The organism is Stenotrophomonas sp. PUT21 (assembly GCF_052232875.1).
In the GTDB taxonomy this organism is placed as follows: Bacteria; Pseudomonadota; Gammaproteobacteria; order Xanthomonadales; family Xanthomonadaceae; genus Stenotrophomonas; species Stenotrophomonas maltophilia_N.
Genome location: NZ_CP197645.1, coordinates 2,900,655 through 2,918,371, shown reverse-complemented (window position 1 = coordinate 2,918,371; position 17,717 = coordinate 2,900,655). Strand labels below are relative to the sequence as shown.

The window sequence follows — 17,717 nt, the reverse complement described above, 5'->3', positions numbered from 1 at the left end:
GGGATCAGGCGGCTTCGGACTGCGCGTCCTGCTGGGCACGCTTGTAGTAGCCCGCCGAGCGCAGCTCTTCCGGATCGAAGTCGTCCACGGTGATCGTTTCCAGGGTGAGCGTGCGCAGCTCTTCGAGCAGGGTGCGCTCGTCCTGGGTGATCACGCCTTCGGCCACGGCTTCGTCCAGCTGGGTGACGAAGTCCAGCGCTTCGATACCCTTGGTCTTGAGCGCCTTGATGAACTTGCGCTCCACCGGCTCGGCCATGATCGCCTTGGACAGGTAGCTGTTGATGCGGCCACCCGGGTTGTTCTCGCACGGGGTCAGGAACACACCACTGGCCAGACGGTCGCGGGCTTCGTTGGGCGCCATCAGCAGCGCGGCCACGCGGTGACCCAGGCGGTCGCCAGGCGCTTCGGCACGGCGGCCGAACGGGAAGATCAGCGCCCACATCAGCCAGCCGATCGGACGTACCGGGAAATTGCGCAGCGCCGCCGACAACGATTCCTCGATCTTGTGCACGCTGTCATGGAAGGCCCAGGCCAGCAGCGGCTGGTCGGCCGCCGGTGCGCCTTCGTCGTGGTAACGCTTGAGCATGGCGCTGGTCATGTAGATGTGACTCAGCACGTCGCCCAGGCGGCCGGACAGCGATTCCTTGAACTTCAGCTTGCCGCCGAGGGTCATCATCGAGATGTCGGCCATCAGCGCCAGGTTGGCCGAGTAGCGGTCCAGCTTGCGGAAGTAACGGCGGGTGTAGGCATCGCCCGGGGCCGCACCGAAGCGGGCGCCGGTGAGGCCGAACCAGAACGAACGCACGGCGTTGGAGATGCCGTAGCGGATGTGGCCGAACAGGCTGCGGTCGAAGTCCTGCAGGCCGGTGCGGGTGTCCGGATCCTGCGCGGCCTTCATTTCCTTCAGCACCCACGGATGGCACAGGATCGCACCCTGGCCGAAGATCAGCAGGCTGCGGGTCATGATGTTGGCACCCTCGACCGTGATCGCGATCGGCGCGGCCTGCCAGCTGCGGCCGGCGAAGTTGCGCGGCCCCAGGATGATGCCCTTGCCGCCGATCACGTCCATCACATCCGAGATCACTTCACGGCTCATGGTGGTGCAGTGGTACTTGGCAATGGCCGACGGCACCGACGGCACGTCGCCGCGGTCCACCGCAGCGGCCGTGGCCTGGCACAGCGCGCTGATCGCGTACGCCTTGCCGCCGATGCGGGCCAGCGCTTCTTCCACGCCCTCGAAGCGGCCAACCGACAGGCCGAACTGCTTTCGGATGCGTGCGTAGGCACCGGTCACCACGGCACCGGCCTTGGCACCGCCACTGGCGGTGGAGGGCAGGGTGATCGAGCGGCCCACGGCCAGACACTCGTTGAGCATGTTCCAGCCCTTGCCGGCCTTCTCGGCGCCGCCGATCAGCTGGGTCAGCGGGATGAAGACATCCTTGCCGCGGATCGGGCCGTTCTGGAAGGTCGAGTTGAGCGGGAAGTGGCGGCGGCCGATTTCCACGCCGGCGGTGTCACGCGGCAGCAGCGCCAGGGTGATGCCGATGTCGCGGGTGGTGCCGATCAGGCCATCCGGGTCGTACATGCGGAAGGCCAGGCCGATCAGCGTGGCCACCGGGGCCAGGGTGATGTAGCGCTTGTCGAAGGTGAGCTTGACGCCGAGCACCTGCTCGCCGTTCCACTCGCCCTTGCAGACGATGCCGTAATCGGGGATCGAGGTGGCATCCGAACCGGCGAACGGGCCGGTCAGGCCGAAGCACGGCACTTCACGGCCGTCGGCCAGGCGCGGCAGGTACTGGTCCTTCTGTTCCTGGGTGCCGTAATGGTTGAGCAGTTCACCCGGGCCCAGCGAGTTGGGCACGCCGACGGTGGAGCTGACCACGCTCGACACCGAGGCCAGCTTCTGGATCACCTTGTGGTGGGCCAGCGCGCTGAAGCCCAGGCCGCCGTATTCCTTCGGAATGATCATGCCGAAGAACTTGTTCTTCTTGATGAAGCTCCACAGCTCCGGCGGCAGATCGGCGTAGACGTGGGTGATTTCCCAGTCATTGACCATTTTGCACAGCTCTTCGACCGGGCCATCCAGGAAGGCCTGTTCCTCGGCGGTGAGCTGGGGCTTGGGGTAATTCAGCAGGATGTTCCAGTCCGGATCACCGGTGAACAGCTCGCCTTCGAAACCGACCGAGCCGGTTTCCAGCGCGATGCGCTCGGTCTGCGACAGCGGCGGCAGCACCTTGCGGAACACCTTCATCATCGGCGCGGTCAGCAGCGGCTTGCGGATGAAGGGCAGCAGCAGCGGCACGGCGATCACAGCGACGATGGCCGCGGCGACGATGGTGGCGGTCTGGTTGACGTAGGGGATGAACCAGCAGGCGGCCAGCAGCACCACGCTGATGATCGTCCAGGTGATCAGGCGCATCCGGTGGTAGGCGACGAACGCACCTGCCAACAGGACGACGAGGAAGGGAACGACAATGCTCATGAGCGTGCTCCGGTGACGTGCTCGGTAATGGCGGACGATGCGACGGCGGAGGCCGAGGGCAACACGTCCAGATAGTCCAACACAGTAGCGGTAAAGGCGTTGTTGTCATCACCGGCGACCATATGCGTGGCCTCCGGCAACTGCACGTGACGTGCATGAGGCACCAGCGCCAGGAACTCGGCCACCGTCTGCGGGGTGACCAGGGTGCTGCGCCCACCGCTGACCAGCAGCAGGGGGCATTTCACCTGGCGCGCCGCGTCGGCAAGCGCGTCCTGGTGTTGTTCGCTGTCACGCGCCAGTTCGGCTACCAGGCGCGGGTCCCAGTGCCAGCGCCAACGCCCGTGACCGTCCTCGCGCAGCAACGCGCGCAGCGACTCCTCCGACTTGCGCGGGCGGTGCGGCACGTAGGCGGAGATCACATCCGCCGCCTGCGACAGCGACGCGAAACCGTCCGGGTGTGCGGTCATGAACATCAGGATCTTTTCGACCCCGGCGGTATCCCAGCGCGGGGTGATGTCCACCAGCACCATCGCCGAGAACAGGCCCGGCCAGCGCGACTCGGCGAGCAGCCCGAACAGGCCCCCCATCGAGGCGGCGATCAGGATCGGCGGCTGTGGCTGTTCGCCGGCGAGCACGATCAGATCATCAGCGAACTGCTCGCCGTGATAGGGGTGTCCGGCCGGATTCCAGTCCGAATCGCCATGGCCGCGTGCGTCGTAGGCCAGGGTCTGGTAACCGGCCTCGACCAGCGCGCCGGCGGTGGCATTCCAGGCGTGCCGGGTCTGGCCGAAGCCGTGGGCGAACAGCACGGTGCCACGGCGCCCCGGCTGTGAGCGGGTGGCGGCGAGCACGGCGTCATGCGCGCCGGTCAGTCGCTCATCGTCAAAACGGGGCAGGGTAGAAGGAGGAGTGACCATACTCGTTAGTATGGACCTGCCCTGTGCGATGTCAATACTTCGGAGTATGGTGGTCGTATCCCTTGTGCCAGCAGGCGCGAAGCGCGCTTCACCTGATTCACATACTGCAACCAACCCCGGCGTATGGTTAAATCCACCTATGAATGAACCCGAAGCTTCCGCCGGCGAGCCACGTGCCGGCCGCAACAGCCGCCTCAGTGCCGAAGACTGGGCCCAGGCCGCATTGGATCTGATTGCCGAACAAGGCGTGGGTGCGGTCGCGGTGGAACCGCTGGCGCGTCGTCTCGGTGTCACCAAGGGCAGCTTCTACTGGCACTTCCCCTCGCGCGATGCGTTGCTGCAGGCCGCGCTGGAACGCTGGGAACTGTTCGAGCAGGAACAGGTGTTCGGCAGCCTGGCCGATGTGACCGATCCGCGCGTGCGCCTGCGCCAGCTGTTCCAGGTGGTCGCCCATGAAGTGCAGCCGCACATCATCTACAGCGAACTGCTCAAGGCGCTGGATCATCCGATGGTGCGCCCGGTCATCGACCGTGTCTCGCACCGCCGGCTGGAGTACCTGGTGGCGTCGTTCCGCCAGGCCGGCCTGAGCCGCACCGATGCGCAGCACCGTGCGCGCCTGGCCTACGCGGCCTATGTCGGCTTCCTGCAGCTGTCGCTGCAGTTGCAGCAGCCCAAGCAGGCCCGCGAGGATTTCGAGGCGTATGTGGAGCATGTGATCGAGACGCTGATTCCGCTCGGCTGACAGGTGCGGTCACAGGTATGCAGAAGGCCGCGGAAACGCGGCCTTTTTGTTTCCGTGCGGGACGGGCAGGCAACAAAAAACCACGGCCCCGAAGGGCCGTGGTTCTTTCTCAGACCACTACGTGGCTACGATCAGAACTTCTGGTTGTAGCGCATGTAGAAGAAGCGGCCCGGGATTTCGTACTGCGGGTCGAACGAGTTGGCGAAGGTGGTGTACGCCAGCGGCGGATCGCGATCGAAGGCGTTGTTGACACCCACGGTGATCCGGGCGTTCCACGGCGACTGCCAGTAGGCGCTCAGGTCGGTGTAGGTGACGCTTGCGATCTTGCGCTGCGGATCCGGCTGGCCACCAATGCCGACGTGGTCACGATCCGAGCACAGCAGGTTGAAGTTGGCGCCACCGAAGGAGGTGCCGGTGCAGTCTTCATTCTGGCTCGAGTAGTAACGTGCCGATGCGGTCGCACCGAAATCGCCCAGCTGCCAGGCAACCAGCAGGTTGGAGCGCACACGCCAGTAGTTATCGCGGCTCAGGTAGTTGCCGACGCGGTTGTAGCCTTCGGTCACCGGATCTTCGATGGTGTACTTGGAGGTGTAGGCGGTATCCAGGACGAAGCTGAAGCTGCCGTACGCGGTATCCGGCATACGGTAACCCAGGGTCACGTCCCAGCCTTCCACTTCCATCGTGCCGACGTTGCTCGGCACGGCCAGCAGGTTGGAGATCTGGCCGGTGCTGTCACGTTCGATCAGGGCGCACTGCGAAGCCACGCCCTGGTCGTAGCAGGCATCCAGCGTCTGCTGGGCGGTCTGCGCGTAGATGGCACCTTCGATCTTGATGTTCCACCAGTCCACCGAGACGTCCAGGCCCGGTGCGAAGCTCGGGCTGTAGACGAAGCCCAGGGTCTTGGAGGTCGAGGTTTCCGGACCCAGATCCGGGTTGCCACCGGTGGTGGTACGGATCTGCGAGTTGGACTGGTTGTAAGCAGGCACGCCGGCGCAGCTGGCGGGCGGGGTGTTGGCATTGCCCGTCTGGACGCCGGCGCAGGGATCGGCCACGTCTTCGAAGGTGTCGCTCACGCCCTGGTACAGCTCGGCAATGGTCGGAGCGCGGAAGCCTTCGGACCAGTTACCACGGATCATCAGGTCGTTGATCGGCTTCCAGCGGAAACCGAACTTGCTGTTCACGGTGTTGCCGAAGTTGCTGTAGTCAGAGAAGCGGGTTGCCACGCTGAAGTCCAGCAGCTGCGCACCGGTCACGCCGGACAGCAGCGGGATCGCCAGTTCCAGGTACGCTTCGTCCAGCTTGTAGCTGCCGTCGGTCGCGGTACGGGCGTTGCCGGTGGTGTCGCCGGAGTTGATCAGGGCATCCGGGCCATCAAAGCCGGACTCTTCACGGTGCTCGGCACCCAGCGAGAAGGCGAACGCGCCGCCCGGCAGGTCGAACAGCTCGCCGCCGATGCTGCCGTAATAGGTCTTCTGCTCGTAGCCATAGACGTCATGCGCGGTGAAACCGGCATAGTCGATCATGTCCTGGGTCAGCGAACCGGCGCCGCTCAGCATGTTCATCGGCACGCAGCCGTCGATCACGCTGGCTGCGGTGCCGCAACGTGCAGCGCCGGTGGCGTCGACGAACGACGGGCCCAAGGCGTTGCGCAGTGCGGAGATGTTGAAGAAGCCGGTGGTGACGTCGGTCTGGTCGTTCTTGCCGTAGAACATGCCGGCTTCCCAGTTCCAGAAGCGGCTGTTCACTTCGAAGTCGCCTTCGAAGGCACCGTTGAACGCGTAGGTCTTGACGTTCTGCTTGTAGATACGACCGCCAGTCTCGTTCGCACGGTACTGGATGTAGTCGATATCGCGGCCGGTGTTGTTGTAGATGTTGTCGGCGCTGATGACGATGTTGGAACCGTTGGTGCCCGGCGCGGCGCGGCCCAGCACGATCGGCATGGCGGCCAGGATCTGCTCGGATTCACGCTCGTTGTAGGTCACCGTGGTCTTGAAGCGGACGTTGTCGGTGATGCTCAGGCCGGCGTCGGCGAAGATCGAGGTGCGTTCCTGCGGGGTGACCAGCAGGTTGCCCGGCGCGTGGTTGAAGCTGTCGGCCTGGCCGTAGTTGCGCCAGGTGCTGCCACCGTTGCCGGTGATGAAGTAGCCCTCGCTGCCATTCGGACGCGCAGCGCCGAAGCGCGGGGAGCCGTCCGGGTTGGTGCCGACCTGCTGGAAGTAGCCGAAACGGCCTTCCGGGGTGGTGGAGCTGTTGCCGGTGTACGGCACGGAGCCGAAGACCGGCACCGCCGAGATGGCACGGTCACCCGCCCACACGGGTTCTTCCTTCACGTAGCCCACGCCCAGGGTGGCGTGCCACTTCTCACCGGCCGAACCGATGGTGAAGTCGTAGGACTCGCGCGAACCGTCGCCCTTGTCGTACTGGCCGTAGTAGGCGTTGGCTTCTGCACCGTCGAAGTTCTTGCGCAGGATGATGTTGACGACGCCGGCGATGGCGTCCGAACCGTAGATGGTCGAGGCGCCGTCCTTCAGGACTTCGATGCGCTCGACGGCTGCGGACGGGATGGTGTTCAGATCGACCGCGCCGCCCAGGCCGGTACCGCCGACCCAACGACGACCGTTGACCAGCACCAGGGTACGGCTGGAACCCAGGTTGCGCAGGTTCACGCGGGTTTCGCCGTTGCCGCCGTTGTTGTAGGTGCTGTTGAGGGTCGAACCGCTGGTGGCGATGTTCTGGATGATGTCGCCGATGGAGGTCTGGCCCTGGGCCTGGATCTGCTCGCGGCTCATCGTGAAGACCGGCTGCGACGACTCCACGTCGGCGCGCTTGATGCGCGAGCCGGTGACTTCGATCTTGTCGAGGGTCTGGGTTTCCTGTGCATAGGCTGCACCGGTGCTACCAGCGGTCACCACCAGCGCAAACGCAATGGCGTCGCGCAGCTTGTTTGTCCTGCAATTCATTGGCTCTCTCTCTCCAAATGGACTTGGGTGCTACGGGTTCTGGGATGGGCTTCAGCGCGGAAACGAAAGGCGTCTCCAATCCGCGAAGCTGACTCGATAGTAACCACGTATTCGGAGAAATTAAAGACCCGTTAATACTTCATGTGATTCAGGTGAAATTCGGCAAAGTCCTTCTCTCCCAAGGGTTTTCGGGTGAAATTTGGCCGCCGGGGTCTCTGGCGGTGCTCAAGATGTCATGACTTTTGGCACAATTTTTATGTCGATTCGTATCATTTGCACCTGAATAGGAGGCGAGGTTCAGGCCGCAAGCGTCACCCGCGTCGATACGGGAGAGCTTTCGATTGTCCCATCAGTGACCACTTCGGCACGCCTTGTGCTAGGCCGCGCTGCAAGGACGTAGGTAATGGGTGAAATGCCGGCCGCTCCAGCGGTGTCCGCCGCGCAGCTCGTCCGGTTACGCGGGTCGATGCGACAGCCGCGGCGATGCCGCCGCAAGGTGGGGGCGGCAGGGGGCAAAGGGAGGGTGTTTCACGGATGCGTTGCGGTCGCCCAGCGGGGCCAACCACCGCGGTGGCTTACAGGTCCTGCTCGTACCGCACGTAGGGCACAGTGCCTTCGTCAGTACTCTCGTTGCGCGGAGCAAACGGGTTCTTGCCGCGGGTGACGACATTCTCGGCCCCGACGGTGAGCTGGCCGCTCCAGGGCGTGCGCCAGGTCAAACCGACGCCCAGACCTTCCCACTTGCCGGGCTGGCCGGGGACATCCACCACGCGGCCGATGATGTTGCCGCTGAAGTTGCCATAGCCGGCACCGATGGTGAGGCTCTTGCTGTCCCAGCGGTCGACGATCGCCGGCGAGGCGTCCGCGATGGGGACCAGGCGCGCTTTGGCGTAGGTGCCACCGATCGAGACGAAACCTTCGCGGCCGATGTTCTTCTGCCCGAAGACGGTCAGATCGTTCTGTTCGGCACGCAGCGAAGGCGATTTGTTGGGCCCAGCCAGCCAGGCGGGCAGGGTGTCGCGGCCACTGCCGGCGGTGATGCCGACGCGACCGCCGGGGCGATTGAACGCGGCAGTGCCACTGACCCGGCGGCTGAGCGTGTTGTCCTCTTCATCGCCCAGGGTGGCCAGCATGCAATGGCTGGCCAAACCGCTGATGCTGGTCCCGCGGCTGCTGTTGCACAGCAGGCCCAGCGAATCGCCGGAGGACAGCCCGAAGGCCGCGTCCAGGGAACTGCGCCCGAAATGCCAGCGGGCGCCTGCGGCCTGCTCGCCAGTGGGTTCCAGGTACAGCAGTGCTTCGACCTTGCCGCTGCCTTTGTTCCAGACCGGAAGCACCGTGCCGTCCTGCTTGCCCTTGGCCTGCGCATGCACGCCCGAGATCGCGCCTAGGGCGATCATCAGGGCCAGCGGTAGACGCAGAAGGGAATGCATGGGAACTCTCAGACAAGCGCGGTGAACACAAGTTCCCGCCGAAGCGGGACATTGATCCTAGGGCGTTTATGATTTCTTAACAAGTCTTGGTTCTCCCCAGAACAAAACGCTTGCCAAGATTACTGAAGCCGTTCAGGTGCCGGCGAGGAAACCTCCCTCTCGCGAAACAGTATGTCGAATTCCGTCAACGGAAAGTGATACTCCTGCCCGCAGAATTCGCAACGCACTTCGACCGCCCCGGTGGGCTCGGCCGCAGCGCGGGCCTCTTCCTCGCCGATCGACTGCAGCATGCCCTCCACCCGCTCACGCGAGCAGGAGCAGGCAAAGCGCAGGCTCTTGTCGCCGAGCAGCGCCGGCGTCTCTTCATGGAACAGGCGGTGCAGCAGGTCGTGGCCGGCCACCTCGAGCAGTTCCTGCTTGCCCAGGGTTTCAAACAGCGCGCTGGCTCTCGACCAGCCGTCCTGGTCGCCTTCATCGCCCGGCAGTTTCTGCAGCAGCAGGCCGGCGGCGCGGGTGCCATCGGCCGCCAGCAGCAGACGGGTCGGCAACTGCTCGGACTGGCGGAAGTAATCCTCGAAGGCTTCGTCCAGGCCGGCCGCGGTCAGGCCGACCAGGCTCTGGTAGCGCTGCGGCTCGCGCGGGTCCAGACCCGGGTTCTCGATGGTGATCGCCAGCAAGGCATCCTCGCCCAGCGCGGTCAGATCGCGCGGCGCATCGCCACCACCGTCGGCCAACTGGACGATGCCGCGCAGCGTGCCGGCCGCCGTGCATTCGGCGAACAGGGTGCGCATGGCGGTGTTGCTGCGCAGCTGGATCGACAGGCGGCCATCAACCTTGGTGTGGCCGGTGAACAGCGCCGACGCCACGCTGGCCTCGCCGAGCAGCTCGGCGGCACCGGGCGGATAGACCGCATGCGACAGGATTTCCCGCCAGGTGTCATCGAGGTGCACGTGCACGCCGCGGACGCCGGCATCGGGAAGCAGGAAACGGACAAGGGAGTCGGATTGGGCGGTCATCGGTTCGGTGGCTGCGCGAAAGGAGTGCCGGTTGCCGGATAATGCGCCGACAACCGTGCAAGTAAAGGATGCACCAGTAATGGGGGCAGAGCGCAGCAACCTCAAGGTCGAACCGGATCTGGAGCCATCCCGTCCACGCCGCTGGCACTGGAAGCGCCTGTTGTGGCTGCCGGTGCTGTTTGTCGGGTTCAGTGTGCTGCAGGTGCTGGTCCTGCGTTTCATCGACCCGCCCGTCTCCAGCGTGATGCTGTGGCGCTACGGCGAGGCACTGGGGGAGGGCGACTGGAGCTATCGGCTGCATTACCAGTGGCGCGACCTGGACCAGATGGCGCCGAGCCTGCCCATTTCGCTGGTGGCCGCCGAGGACCAGCGCTTCCCGGAACACAACGGCTTCGACCTGCAGGCGATCGAGAAGGCCCGGGATCACAATGCGCGCGGGGGCCGCCTGCGCGGGGCCAGCACGATCAGCCAGCAGGTCGCCAAGAACCTGTTCCTGTGGCAGGGCCGCAGCTGGATCCGGAAGGGGCTGGAGGTCTGGTACACGGTCCTGATCGAAGCGCTGTGGCCGAAGTCGCGGATCCTGGAGATGTACGCCAACATCGCCGAGTTCGGCGACGGCATCTATGGCGCGCAGGCGGCGTCGCGGCAGTATTGGAACAAGGACGCCTCACGCCTGACCCCGGCTGAAAGCGCGCGGCTTGCTGCGGTGCTGCCATCGCCCCGCCGTTACAGTGCCGCCAAGCCTGGCCCGTATGTGCAGCGCCGCGCGGCGTGGATCCAGCGGCAGGCGCGGCAGCTCGGTGGTGGGGCGTACCTCAGCGACGAGTGAGCGTTCATGTACGTGATTGGCTGACGCTACAATCGCCGCATGAACAGCCCACGCCTGACGGTCGTCGTTGCCGCCCACAATGAAGCGCTCGCGCTCCCGATGCTGCACCCGCGGTTGCGGGCGGTGCTCGATACGCTGGAGGGCATCGATGGCCGCGTCGTGTATGTGGACGACGGCAGTACCGACACCACCTGGGCCGTCATGCAGGGATTGGCCGAGGCCGATCCCTGCGTCGGCGTGCTGCGCCTGTCGCGGAATTTCGGCAAGGAAGCCGCGCTTACGGCTGGACTCGATGTCGTCGACGAAGGCGCGGTGATGATCCTGGATGCCGATGGCCAGGATCCGCCGGAGCTGATTCCCGAGTTCGTCGCGTTGTGGCAGCAGGGCTATGACAACGTGTACGGCACGCGCCTGGTGCGCGATGGGGAAAGCTGGCTCAAGCGCTCCACCGCCAAGGCGTTCTACCGGGTGATCGGACGCCTGTCCAAGACCCCGATCCCGGCCGATACCGGCGATTTCCGGTTGCTGTCGCCCCGCGCGCTGCAGGCGCTGGGCCAGCTGCGTGAGCGCCACCGGTTCATGAAGGGGCTGTTCGGCTGGGTGGGCTTCCGCCGCAAGGCGCTGCCTTACCACCGCCATGCGCGGCTGATCGGCGAGAGCAAATTCGGCTTCTGGCGGCTATGGAATTTCGCCCTCGAAGGCATCACCGGATTCTCGACCGCACCGTTGCGGGTGACCACCTACCTGGGCCTGGCCGCAGCGAGCTTCGCGTTCCTGTTCGCGCTGGTGGTGGTGCTCAAGGCGGCGCTGTACGGTGACCGCGTCGCCGGCTGGCCGACGATGATGGCCGTGATCCTGTTCCTGGGCGGCATACAGCTGATCGCGCTGGGGCTGATCGGTGAATACCTGGGGCGGCTGTACGAGGAATCCAAACAGCGCCCGCTGTACCTGATTGACACCTGGCAGGCCCCGTTCGTGGCAGACTCGGCCGTGCATCCCATCGGTGGAGAGCAGCGAGATGACCACGGTACGACAGCTGTTGGAAGGCAAGTCCCCTGAGGTATTCGCCGTCACCCCGTCCTCGGCGGTGATCGATGCGATCCGGTTGATGGCCGAAAAAGGCATCGGCGCGGTGTTGGTGATGGAAGGCCGGCAACTGGTCGGCATCCTTTCCGAGCGCGATTACGCGCGGAAGATCGTGCTGCACGAGCGCTCCTCGCGAACGACCGAAGTCCGCGAGATCATGACCCCGAAGGTGGTGACCGTCGCGCCTGGCGAGCAGGTGGAGCACTGCCTGCAGCTGGTCACCGATTACCGCATCCGCCATCTCCCGGTGGTCGATGCGAACGGGGTCCTCGGCGTCATTTCCATCGGTGACCTGGTCAAGTCGGTGATCGACGAACAGGCGCAGAAACTGGATCAGCTGCAGCAGTACATCGTCGCCGGCTGAGCAGGGCTGGGTCCCGGCGGGCGCGCCGACGCTGCGTCGGCCCGGCGCGCGAGGCGTCGCGCTGACGAGGCCCTGCGCTTATTTGGCATAGCGGCCACCGCAGTTGCTGTCTTCGCCCGGGCCGGTTTCGATCGTTGCCAGCAGGGCGGCAGGCGGTGCGATGCTGCCCAGTGCCAGCGCAATCGCCCCGCGGATGCCCAGCGCCTTGAAGTCCGGCCGGAACGAGGGATCCTTGAACGTACCGCCGATGCGCAGCGGCGATCGCAGCGCCAGGATGCTCATGTCCTTCGGGCGCGGGCGCAGCAGCAGGTCCAGCTGCTCCTGTTTCAGGTCCACCTTGCCTTCGCCGAGGATGAGCGTATCGGTGGTATCGAAGGCCAGCGAGCGCGACTGCATCACGCCGTTGTCGACCCCGAAGTCGCCCCATGCGCAGCGCAACGGAATCTGCTTGTCGCCGGTGAACAGGAATTTCAGCGATTCGGCCACATCCAGCCCGGCCAGTTCCATGATCAGGTTACCGACATGGCCGCGGCCGATCCCGATCGCCACCGTGCCGTCGGAACTGCCCAGCATGGCGGCGATGGAATTGCCCTGGCCGGTCAGTTTGACATCGCCACTGATGCCGCCGGAGGCCTGCTCGGCCAGCTTCGCATCCGGGAACAGCTTGCCCAGCTGCACCTTGCGGATGGTGGCCTGCAACTGCGTGGAAATGGCCTGCTTGCGCGCATCCATCCGGATCGTGCTGCGGATATCGCCGCCAGCCACACCGAAGTTGAGCGGTTCCAGGCGCAGCAGCCCATCGTTTAGCTTGAGGTGGGCATCCATGTCATCCAGCGGCAGTGTCGGCGAATTGATCCGCTGCGCCTTCCAGCGCACATCGGCATCCATCGCACGCAGCTTGGACAGGTTGTACGGCGTATCCGGCAGCACCTTGGTACTGGCCGCCAGGGCGGCCGCTTTCGCCTTCTGCTCGGCATTGGCCGATTCGCCGGCACCGGTCTTCGGCGGCGCCCCGATGAAGCCGGCCAGATCGTCGAAGTCCAGGCGCTTGGAGACCAGATCGGCGGTCAGGAACGGCCGCTCTCCACTGACGTCGATCTGCGCGGTGCCGCCCAGATCGCTGTCACCGGCCGTGCCGGTGAAATGCTCATAGCGCCAGACGGCGTTGTTGCGCTTCAACCGGCCCGTGAGCTTGTACGGCGGCGTGGAAGGCATCGCCACGCCGATCAGCGGGAACAGATCCTCCATATCCTGGCCGCTTAGCATCAATTCCAGGTCGAACACGCGCAGCTGGAACGGATTGGTCAGCGTGCCACTGGCGATCGCATGCGTGTTGCCGGCGCGCCCATCCAGATGGATGCGGAACGGATGCCCGGTATTGGTCAGTTCCAGCGGCGACTCGGTGTTGCCATCCAACGAGAACGGATTGCCCTGCCAGCGCCCCTTGCCCTTCACCAGCAGCGGCGGCCCACTATCCTTGTCACGCGGCTTGCCGCTGTTGAGCGACACCAGCACATCCGTCTTGCCGGCCGTGTCCTGGAACTGCAGGCGCCCATCCTCGATCAGCAGCCGTTGCAGCACCGGCGGGTCACCGTCACTCGGGCCCAGGAAATCCCAGTTGCCCGGCTGATTCTTCTGCGGCGCCGTCTCCAGCAGAAGATCCGGCCGCGTCAACCGGATCTCCGGAATCCGCACCTGCCCGCGCAGCAGCGGCCACACCCGAAGATCGATCTCTGCCCGGTCCGCCGTCGCCATCTGCGGCTGCTTGGCCCACGTCGCATTCGCGAACGTCAGCCCATCGCCCCGCACGGTCGTCACCCGGCCCAGATCGACATCCAGATCCCCATTGATATGGAACTCCCGCCCCGTCTTGGCCTGCACCGCCCGTTCCACCGGTCCTTTGAACCAGTTCCAATCCCACAACGCGATCAGGATCAACAGTGCCGCAAACAGAAACACCAGGATCGCCAACCACCGCTGCCCCCGTTTGCCGGGACGACGCCAGCGCCAGCGGGAACGGGAAGAAGCATTGGACGGAGCAGGGGAGGGGACAGTATTCACATCCCCATGGTTGCCCTTGCATCGTGCAGGCAGCGCGAAGCATTGGTAAGGGTACTGTCAGGGTGGCTGGAGGAAGGATTGCCTGCTCCACCCCCCAGCGTGGCATGGCTCGGGCACTGCTGGATCAGACGGCCAATGCCGTTGACCTTTCCATGCGCACCGGCCAACCGTGAGCAGGGCGGTGCGGGTGGGGTGGCTGGACCATGAGCGCCGTGGATGGCGTGACATGAGCCTCCAGGGGTGAAGGCGCATTGCTTGCGAGGCACTGCCCCGCATGCGACTGAACGCCCAGCCGCCGGCGGCTGGGCCGGACCGCGGAGCGGGATTCACGGCGTGTCCCGACAGCCCGCCGGTACCGACGCAGTCTGGCGCATTCCTGAAGCCCGAGCCGCTCTCGCTGTCGCTCTCGCCGTTGCCGTTGCCGTTGCCGTTGCCGTTGCTCTTGCCATTGCCGTCGCCGTCGCCAATCCCCTTACCGGCAAGCAAACAGCGCTTAAAGAATCTGCGCCGTCACCGCAACGAAGTGACACACACTCCCGCCGATCACGAACAGATGCCAGATCGCATGCGAATACGGCACCGACTCCCGGTGATAGAACACGGTCCCCAACGTATAGAACACCCCGCCGGCCAACAGCCAGCCCAGCGTCCAGGCATCCAGCGAATGCCACATCGGCTTGATCGCCACCATCACCATCCAGCCCATCGCGATATAGATGATCGTCGACAACAGCTTGAAACGGCCGGTGTAGAACAGCTTGAACACCACCCCGAACAGCGCCAGCGCCCAGATCGCGGTGAACATGCCCCAGCCCCACGGCCCCCCCCGCAGACCGATCAGCGTGAACGGCGTGTACGTACCGGCGATCAACAGATAGATCGCACAGTGATCGAACACCTTCAACCGGCCCTTGGCGACCGGATGCTGGATCGCGTGATACAGCGTGGAGGCCGTGTACAACAGCAGCAGCGCCACCCCGAACACGATCGCACTGGCCAGCTGCCAGCCGTCGCCATAGATGGCCGCCAGGGTGATGAGCACTGCACTACCGGCCAATGCAGCGACGGCGCCAAGCCCGTGGGTCAGGGCGCTGGCGATTTCTTCTCGAACGGAAACGACAGAGGTCATGGCGATGATCGGAGGTGCGGGAAGGGGGAGCCCGCTCCCCGCTATCATCGCCGCGATGGCGCGCGCATGCACGCGCGCCTGTTCAGCCGACAGATCGGCCGAGCGGTCAGCCGGCCGAGACGCTGTGCGCCGCTTCGCGCGTCGCCGCGAAGCGCACGTCGGGCGCGCGTTCCTGCGCCAGCTGCAGATTGACCCGGGTCGGGGCCAGGTACACCAGCTGCCCGGCGGCATCGATGCTCAGGTTGCCCGCGTTCTTCTCGCGGAACTCTTCCAGCTTCTTCTCGTTGCTGCAGGTGACCCAGCGCGCCGTGGTCACGCTGACCGGCTCGAAGGTGGCTTCCACGCCATACTCATCCTTCAGGCGATACGCGGCCACATCGAACTGCAGCACGCCCACCGCACCCAGGATCAGATCATTGCTCATCAGCGGGCGGAAGAACTGCGTCGCGCCCTCTTCGGACAACTGCGCCAGGCCCTTCTGCAACTGCTTGAGCTTGAGCGGATCGCGCAGGCGTGCGCGGCGGAACAGTTCCGGCGCAAAGTTCGGAATGCCGGTGAAGCTGACCGCTTCGCCTTCGGTGAAGGTGTCGCCGATGGAGATCGTGCCGTGGTTGTGGATGCCGATCACATCGCCCGGCCACGCCTCGGCGGCGATCTCGCGGTCGCTGGCCATGAAGGTCAGCGCGTTGGCCAGCTTCATTTCCTTGCCGGTGCGTACATGGAAGGTCTTCATGCCGGCCACGAAACGGCCCGAGCACACCCGCATGAACGCCACGCGGTCGCGATGCTGCGGGTCCATGTTCGCCTGGATCTTGAACACGAAGCCGGTCAGTTTGTTCTCTTCCGGCGCGATGACGCGGCCGGTGGTGGCGCGCGGCTGCGGCGACGGCGCATGCTCGACGAAGAAGTCCAGCAGCGGCTGCACGCCGAAGTTGTTCACGCCAGAGCCGAAGAACACCGGCGTCTGCTTGCCGGCCAGGTAGGCCTCCACGTCGAACGGATGGCTGGCGCCCTGCACCAGCTCCAGCTCGTCGCGCAGGTCGGCCAGCATGCGCTCACCGATCTTCTCGGCCAGGCCGGGCGAATCGATGGACGGGAAGATGGTCGAATCCTGGCGGGTGAAATTGCGGCCCTGCTCGTACAGGTGCACTTCGCCGCTGATCAGATGCACCACGCCCTTCAGGCGCTGGCCCATGCCGATCGGCCAGGTGACCGGCGCGCACTGGATGCCCAGCACGCTTTCCACTTCATCCAGCAGATCGATCGGCTCCTTGCCCTCGCGGTCGAGCTTGTTGATGAAGGTCATGATCGGCGTGTCGCGCAGCCGGCAGACTTCCATCAGCTTGATGGTGCGCTCTTCCACGCCCTTGGCCACGTCGATCACCATCAGCGCCGAGTCCACCGCGGTGAGCACGCGGTAGGTGTCCTCGCCGAAGTCGGCGTGGCCGGGGGTGTCGAGCAGGTTGACGATCTTGCCTTCGTAAGGGAACTGCATCACCGAGGACGTCACCGAGATGCCGCGCTCCTTTTCCAGCGCCATCCAGTCGGAGGTCGCATGGCGCGCGGCCTTGCGGCCCTTGACCGAACCGGCCATCTGGATCGCACCGCCGAACAGCAGCAGCTTTTCGGTCAGCGTGGTCTTGCCGGCGTCAGGATGGGAAATGATGGCGAAGGTGCGGCGGCGCGCAGCTTCGGTAGCGACTTCGGACATGGCGTGACGCGCCCGCCCGGGGCGCTTTTCATGGAGATGAGCCGCCCAGTATAGCGGGGGCGGGCGTGGCCGGGGTCAGGGCAGGGCAGACGCCCCGGTCTCATCGGCGGTGCGGGCGAAGTGCAGCTCGCCCTGCGGGCTGACAATCCGGGCGGGAATCGAGCGCAGCCGCATCCCCGCATTGACCTGGACCGCGAAGTGCAGGTGCGGCGCGGCGCTGAAGCCGGTGTTGCCCGAGAGGCCGATGCGCTGCCCGGCCTGGACCTGCTGGCCCTGGCGGACCAGCGCGCCGTTGTGCTTCAGGTGGGCGTACACGGCCATGCTGCCGTCCTCGTGCAGCACCCGCACCAGGTTGGCCCGACCCAGATCGTGCTCACGGTCCTGCCCATTGCCCTGAAAGCCGGCCTGGACCTGCATGACGGTTCCCGCCCGCGCGGCCAGCACAGGGGTGCCCTCGGGCAGCGCGAAGTCGATGGCGTCGCGGTTTTCCGCATCGGTGTGACTGAAGCGCCCCCGCGGTGCCTGGCTGACCTGGATGCGCGCGGCATCGAACGGCAGTTGGTAGGGCACATCCTGTGGGCGCGCGCCGGGGGCGCCCGGAACGGCGGTCAGGGCCAGGCCGATCGCGGTGCTGCCGGCCGGCGGCTGCAGGCCGGGCACCACGATGCGGGCGCTTGCGGCGACCACGGCCTGAACGGGCAGTCCCGGCAGTGCGGCCGCGCCTGGGGCAGGTCGCAGCTCGATCTGGACCGGCCCTGCCAGACGATTGTCCACCCGGGCCTGCCAACGGTCGCCGGCCCCTTCCAGGGTCAGCACTGCCAGGGTCGGCGCCTGTGCGCCCTCGGCGCGCTGCGCTGGGATGGGGGCAGCGGGACCGTCGAGGCGCCAGCCGTTCCGCCAGTTCGCACCCGGCCCGGCCCAGGCGTTCAGCGCCGGGATCATCATCAGCGTCAGCGCAGTGAAACGTAGGCAGCGCAAGGCGTCGGC

13 protein-coding genes are annotated in these 17,717 nt (G+C 65.5%); 4 read left to right on the top strand and 9 right to left on the bottom strand.

Going from position 1 to position 17,717, the window contains the following annotated elements; genetic code table 11:
• Window positions 1–4: 4 nt before the first annotated feature.
• Entirely contained in the window at window positions 5–2,482 is a 2,478-nt protein-coding gene (locus tag ACTT2I_RS13325) for an acyl-CoA dehydrogenase (protein WP_088432938.1), read from the bottom strand.
• Window positions 2,479–3,399, bottom strand: coding sequence for an alpha/beta fold hydrolase (locus ACTT2I_RS13320; RefSeq protein ID WP_088432939.1), 921 nt, complete (start codon window positions 3,397–3,399; stop codon window positions 2,479–2,481). Before ACTT2I_RS13320 ends, ACTT2I_RS13325 begins: the two co-directional genes overlap by 4 nt.
• A 139-nt stretch (window positions 3,400–3,538) precedes the next feature.
• Here ACTT2I_RS13320 and ACTT2I_RS13315 point away from each other — a divergent pair, with 139 nt between their 5' ends.
• Entirely contained in the window at window positions 3,539–4,141 is a 603-nt protein-coding gene (locus ACTT2I_RS13315) for a TetR/AcrR family transcriptional regulator (protein WP_019185113.1), read from the top strand.
• Window positions 4,142–4,272: 131 nt separating this feature from the next.
• Here the strand turns inward: ACTT2I_RS13315 and ACTT2I_RS13310 are convergent, their stop codons facing one another.
• The 3 genes from ACTT2I_RS13310 to hslO form a co-directional block, all read right to left on the bottom strand.
• A complete protein-coding gene (locus tag ACTT2I_RS13310) occupies window positions 4,273–7,101 on the bottom strand; it encodes a TonB-dependent receptor (RefSeq protein WP_421099159.1) in 2,829 nt (942 codons plus the stop codon).
• A gap of 575 nt (window positions 7,102–7,676) precedes the next feature.
• Complete coding sequence (locus tag ACTT2I_RS13305; RefSeq protein WP_172407498.1) at window positions 7,677–8,501, bottom strand: XOO1806 family protein; 825 nt, start codon at window positions 8,499–8,501, stop codon at window positions 7,677–7,679.
• Between the two features lie 152 nt (window positions 8,502–8,653).
• Complete coding sequence (gene hslO, locus ACTT2I_RS13300) at window positions 8,654–9,550, bottom strand: Hsp33 family molecular chaperone HslO (RefSeq protein ID WP_088432942.1); 897 nt, start codon at window positions 9,548–9,550, stop codon at window positions 8,654–8,656.
• A gap of 79 nt (window positions 9,551–9,629) precedes the next feature.
• Between hslO and mtgA the strand changes: the two genes are divergently transcribed.
• From mtgA to ACTT2I_RS13285, 3 genes are read left to right on the top strand one after another with little or no spacing between them, the layout of a single operon-like run.
• Window positions 9,630–10,379, top strand: coding sequence for a monofunctional biosynthetic peptidoglycan transglycosylase (gene mtgA / locus ACTT2I_RS13295; RefSeq protein ID WP_088432943.1), 750 nt, complete (start codon window positions 9,630–9,632; stop codon window positions 10,377–10,379).
• A gap of 39 nt (window positions 10,380–10,418) precedes the next feature.
• Window positions 10,419–11,438 (top strand): glycosyltransferase family 2 protein, encoded by a 1,020-nt coding sequence (locus ACTT2I_RS13290; RefSeq protein ID WP_421099160.1) that lies wholly within the window; start codon window positions 10,419–10,421, stop codon window positions 11,436–11,438.
• On the top strand, window positions 11,398–11,829 hold the full coding sequence (locus tag ACTT2I_RS13285) for a CBS domain-containing protein (RefSeq protein WP_088432945.1): 432 nt from the start codon (window positions 11,398–11,400) through the stop codon (window positions 11,827–11,829). Before ACTT2I_RS13290 ends, ACTT2I_RS13285 begins: the two co-directional genes overlap by 41 nt.
• 78 nt (window positions 11,830–11,907) lie before the next feature.
• Here the strand turns inward: ACTT2I_RS13285 and ACTT2I_RS13280 are convergent, their stop codons facing one another.
• The 4 genes from ACTT2I_RS13280 to ACTT2I_RS13265 form a co-directional block, all read right to left on the bottom strand.
• Window positions 11,908–13,890 carry an AsmA family protein gene (locus tag ACTT2I_RS13280; RefSeq protein WP_443096690.1) on the bottom strand — a complete coding sequence of 661 codons (1,983 nt, stop codon included), beginning with the start codon at window positions 13,888–13,890 and terminating at the stop codon, window positions 11,908–11,910.
• A 493-nt stretch (window positions 13,891–14,383) separates the two neighbouring features.
• Window positions 14,384–15,019 (bottom strand): PAQR family membrane homeostasis protein TrhA, encoded by a 636-nt coding sequence (gene trhA, locus ACTT2I_RS13275; RefSeq protein ID WP_088432947.1) that lies wholly within the window; start codon window positions 15,017–15,019, stop codon window positions 14,384–14,386.
• Window positions 15,020–15,125: 106 nt separating this feature from the next.
• Window positions 15,126–16,730: a peptide chain release factor 3 gene (locus ACTT2I_RS13270; RefSeq protein WP_421099162.1), complete on the bottom strand. Its 1,605-nt coding sequence runs from the start codon at window positions 16,728–16,730 to the stop codon at window positions 15,126–15,128.
• 75 nt (window positions 16,731–16,805) lie between these two features.
• Window positions 16,806–17,675 carry a M23 family metallopeptidase gene (locus ACTT2I_RS13265; RefSeq protein WP_421099406.1) on the bottom strand — a complete coding sequence of 290 codons (870 nt, stop codon included), beginning with the start codon at window positions 17,673–17,675 and terminating at the stop codon, window positions 16,806–16,808.
• Window positions 17,676–17,717: the final 42 nt, after the last annotated feature.

What these genes read in the sequence shown, in the direction of transcription:
- ACTT2I_RS13285 (WP_088432945.1), top strand. Translation starts at nt 11,398, where the DNA reads ATGACCACGGTACGACAGCTGTTGGAAGGCAAGTCCCCTGAGGTATTC.
- ACTT2I_RS13325 (WP_088432938.1), bottom strand. Translation starts at nt 2,482, where the DNA reads ATGAGCATTGTCGTTCCCTTCCTCGTCGTCCTGTTGGCAGGTGCGTTC.
- ACTT2I_RS13320 (WP_088432939.1), bottom strand. Translation starts at nt 3,399, where the DNA reads ATGGTCACTCCTCCTTCTACCCTGCCCCGTTTTGACGATGAGCGACTG.
- mtgA (WP_088432943.1), top strand. Translation starts at nt 9,630, where the DNA reads ATGGGGGCAGAGCGCAGCAACCTCAAGGTCGAACCGGATCTGGAGCCA.
- ACTT2I_RS13270 (WP_421099162.1), bottom strand. Translation starts at nt 16,730, where the DNA reads ATGTCCGAAGTCGCTACCGAAGCTGCGCGCCGCCGCACCTTCGCCATC.
- ACTT2I_RS13315 (WP_019185113.1), top strand. Translation starts at nt 3,539, where the DNA reads ATGAATGAACCCGAAGCTTCCGCCGGCGAGCCACGTGCCGGCCGCAAC.
- ACTT2I_RS13265 (WP_421099406.1), bottom strand. Translation starts at nt 17,675, where the DNA reads ATGATGATCCCGGCGCTGAACGCCTGGGCCGGGCCGGGTGCGAACTGG.
- ACTT2I_RS13310 (WP_421099159.1), bottom strand. Translation starts at nt 7,101, where the DNA reads ATGAATTGCAGGACAAACAAGCTGCGCGACGCCATTGCGTTTGCGCTG.
- ACTT2I_RS13290 (WP_421099160.1), top strand. Translation starts at nt 10,419, where the DNA reads ATGAACAGCCCACGCCTGACGGTCGTCGTTGCCGCCCACAATGAAGCG.
- hslO (WP_088432942.1), bottom strand. Translation starts at nt 9,550, where the DNA reads ATGACCGCCCAATCCGACTCCCTTGTCCGTTTCCTGCTTCCCGATGCC.
- ACTT2I_RS13305 (WP_172407498.1), bottom strand. Translation starts at nt 8,501, where the DNA reads ATGATCGCCCTAGGCGCGATCTCGGGCGTGCATGCGCAGGCCAAGGGC.
- trhA (WP_088432947.1), bottom strand. Translation starts at nt 15,019, where the DNA reads ATGACCTCTGTCGTTTCCGTTCGAGAAGAAATCGCCAGCGCCCTGACC.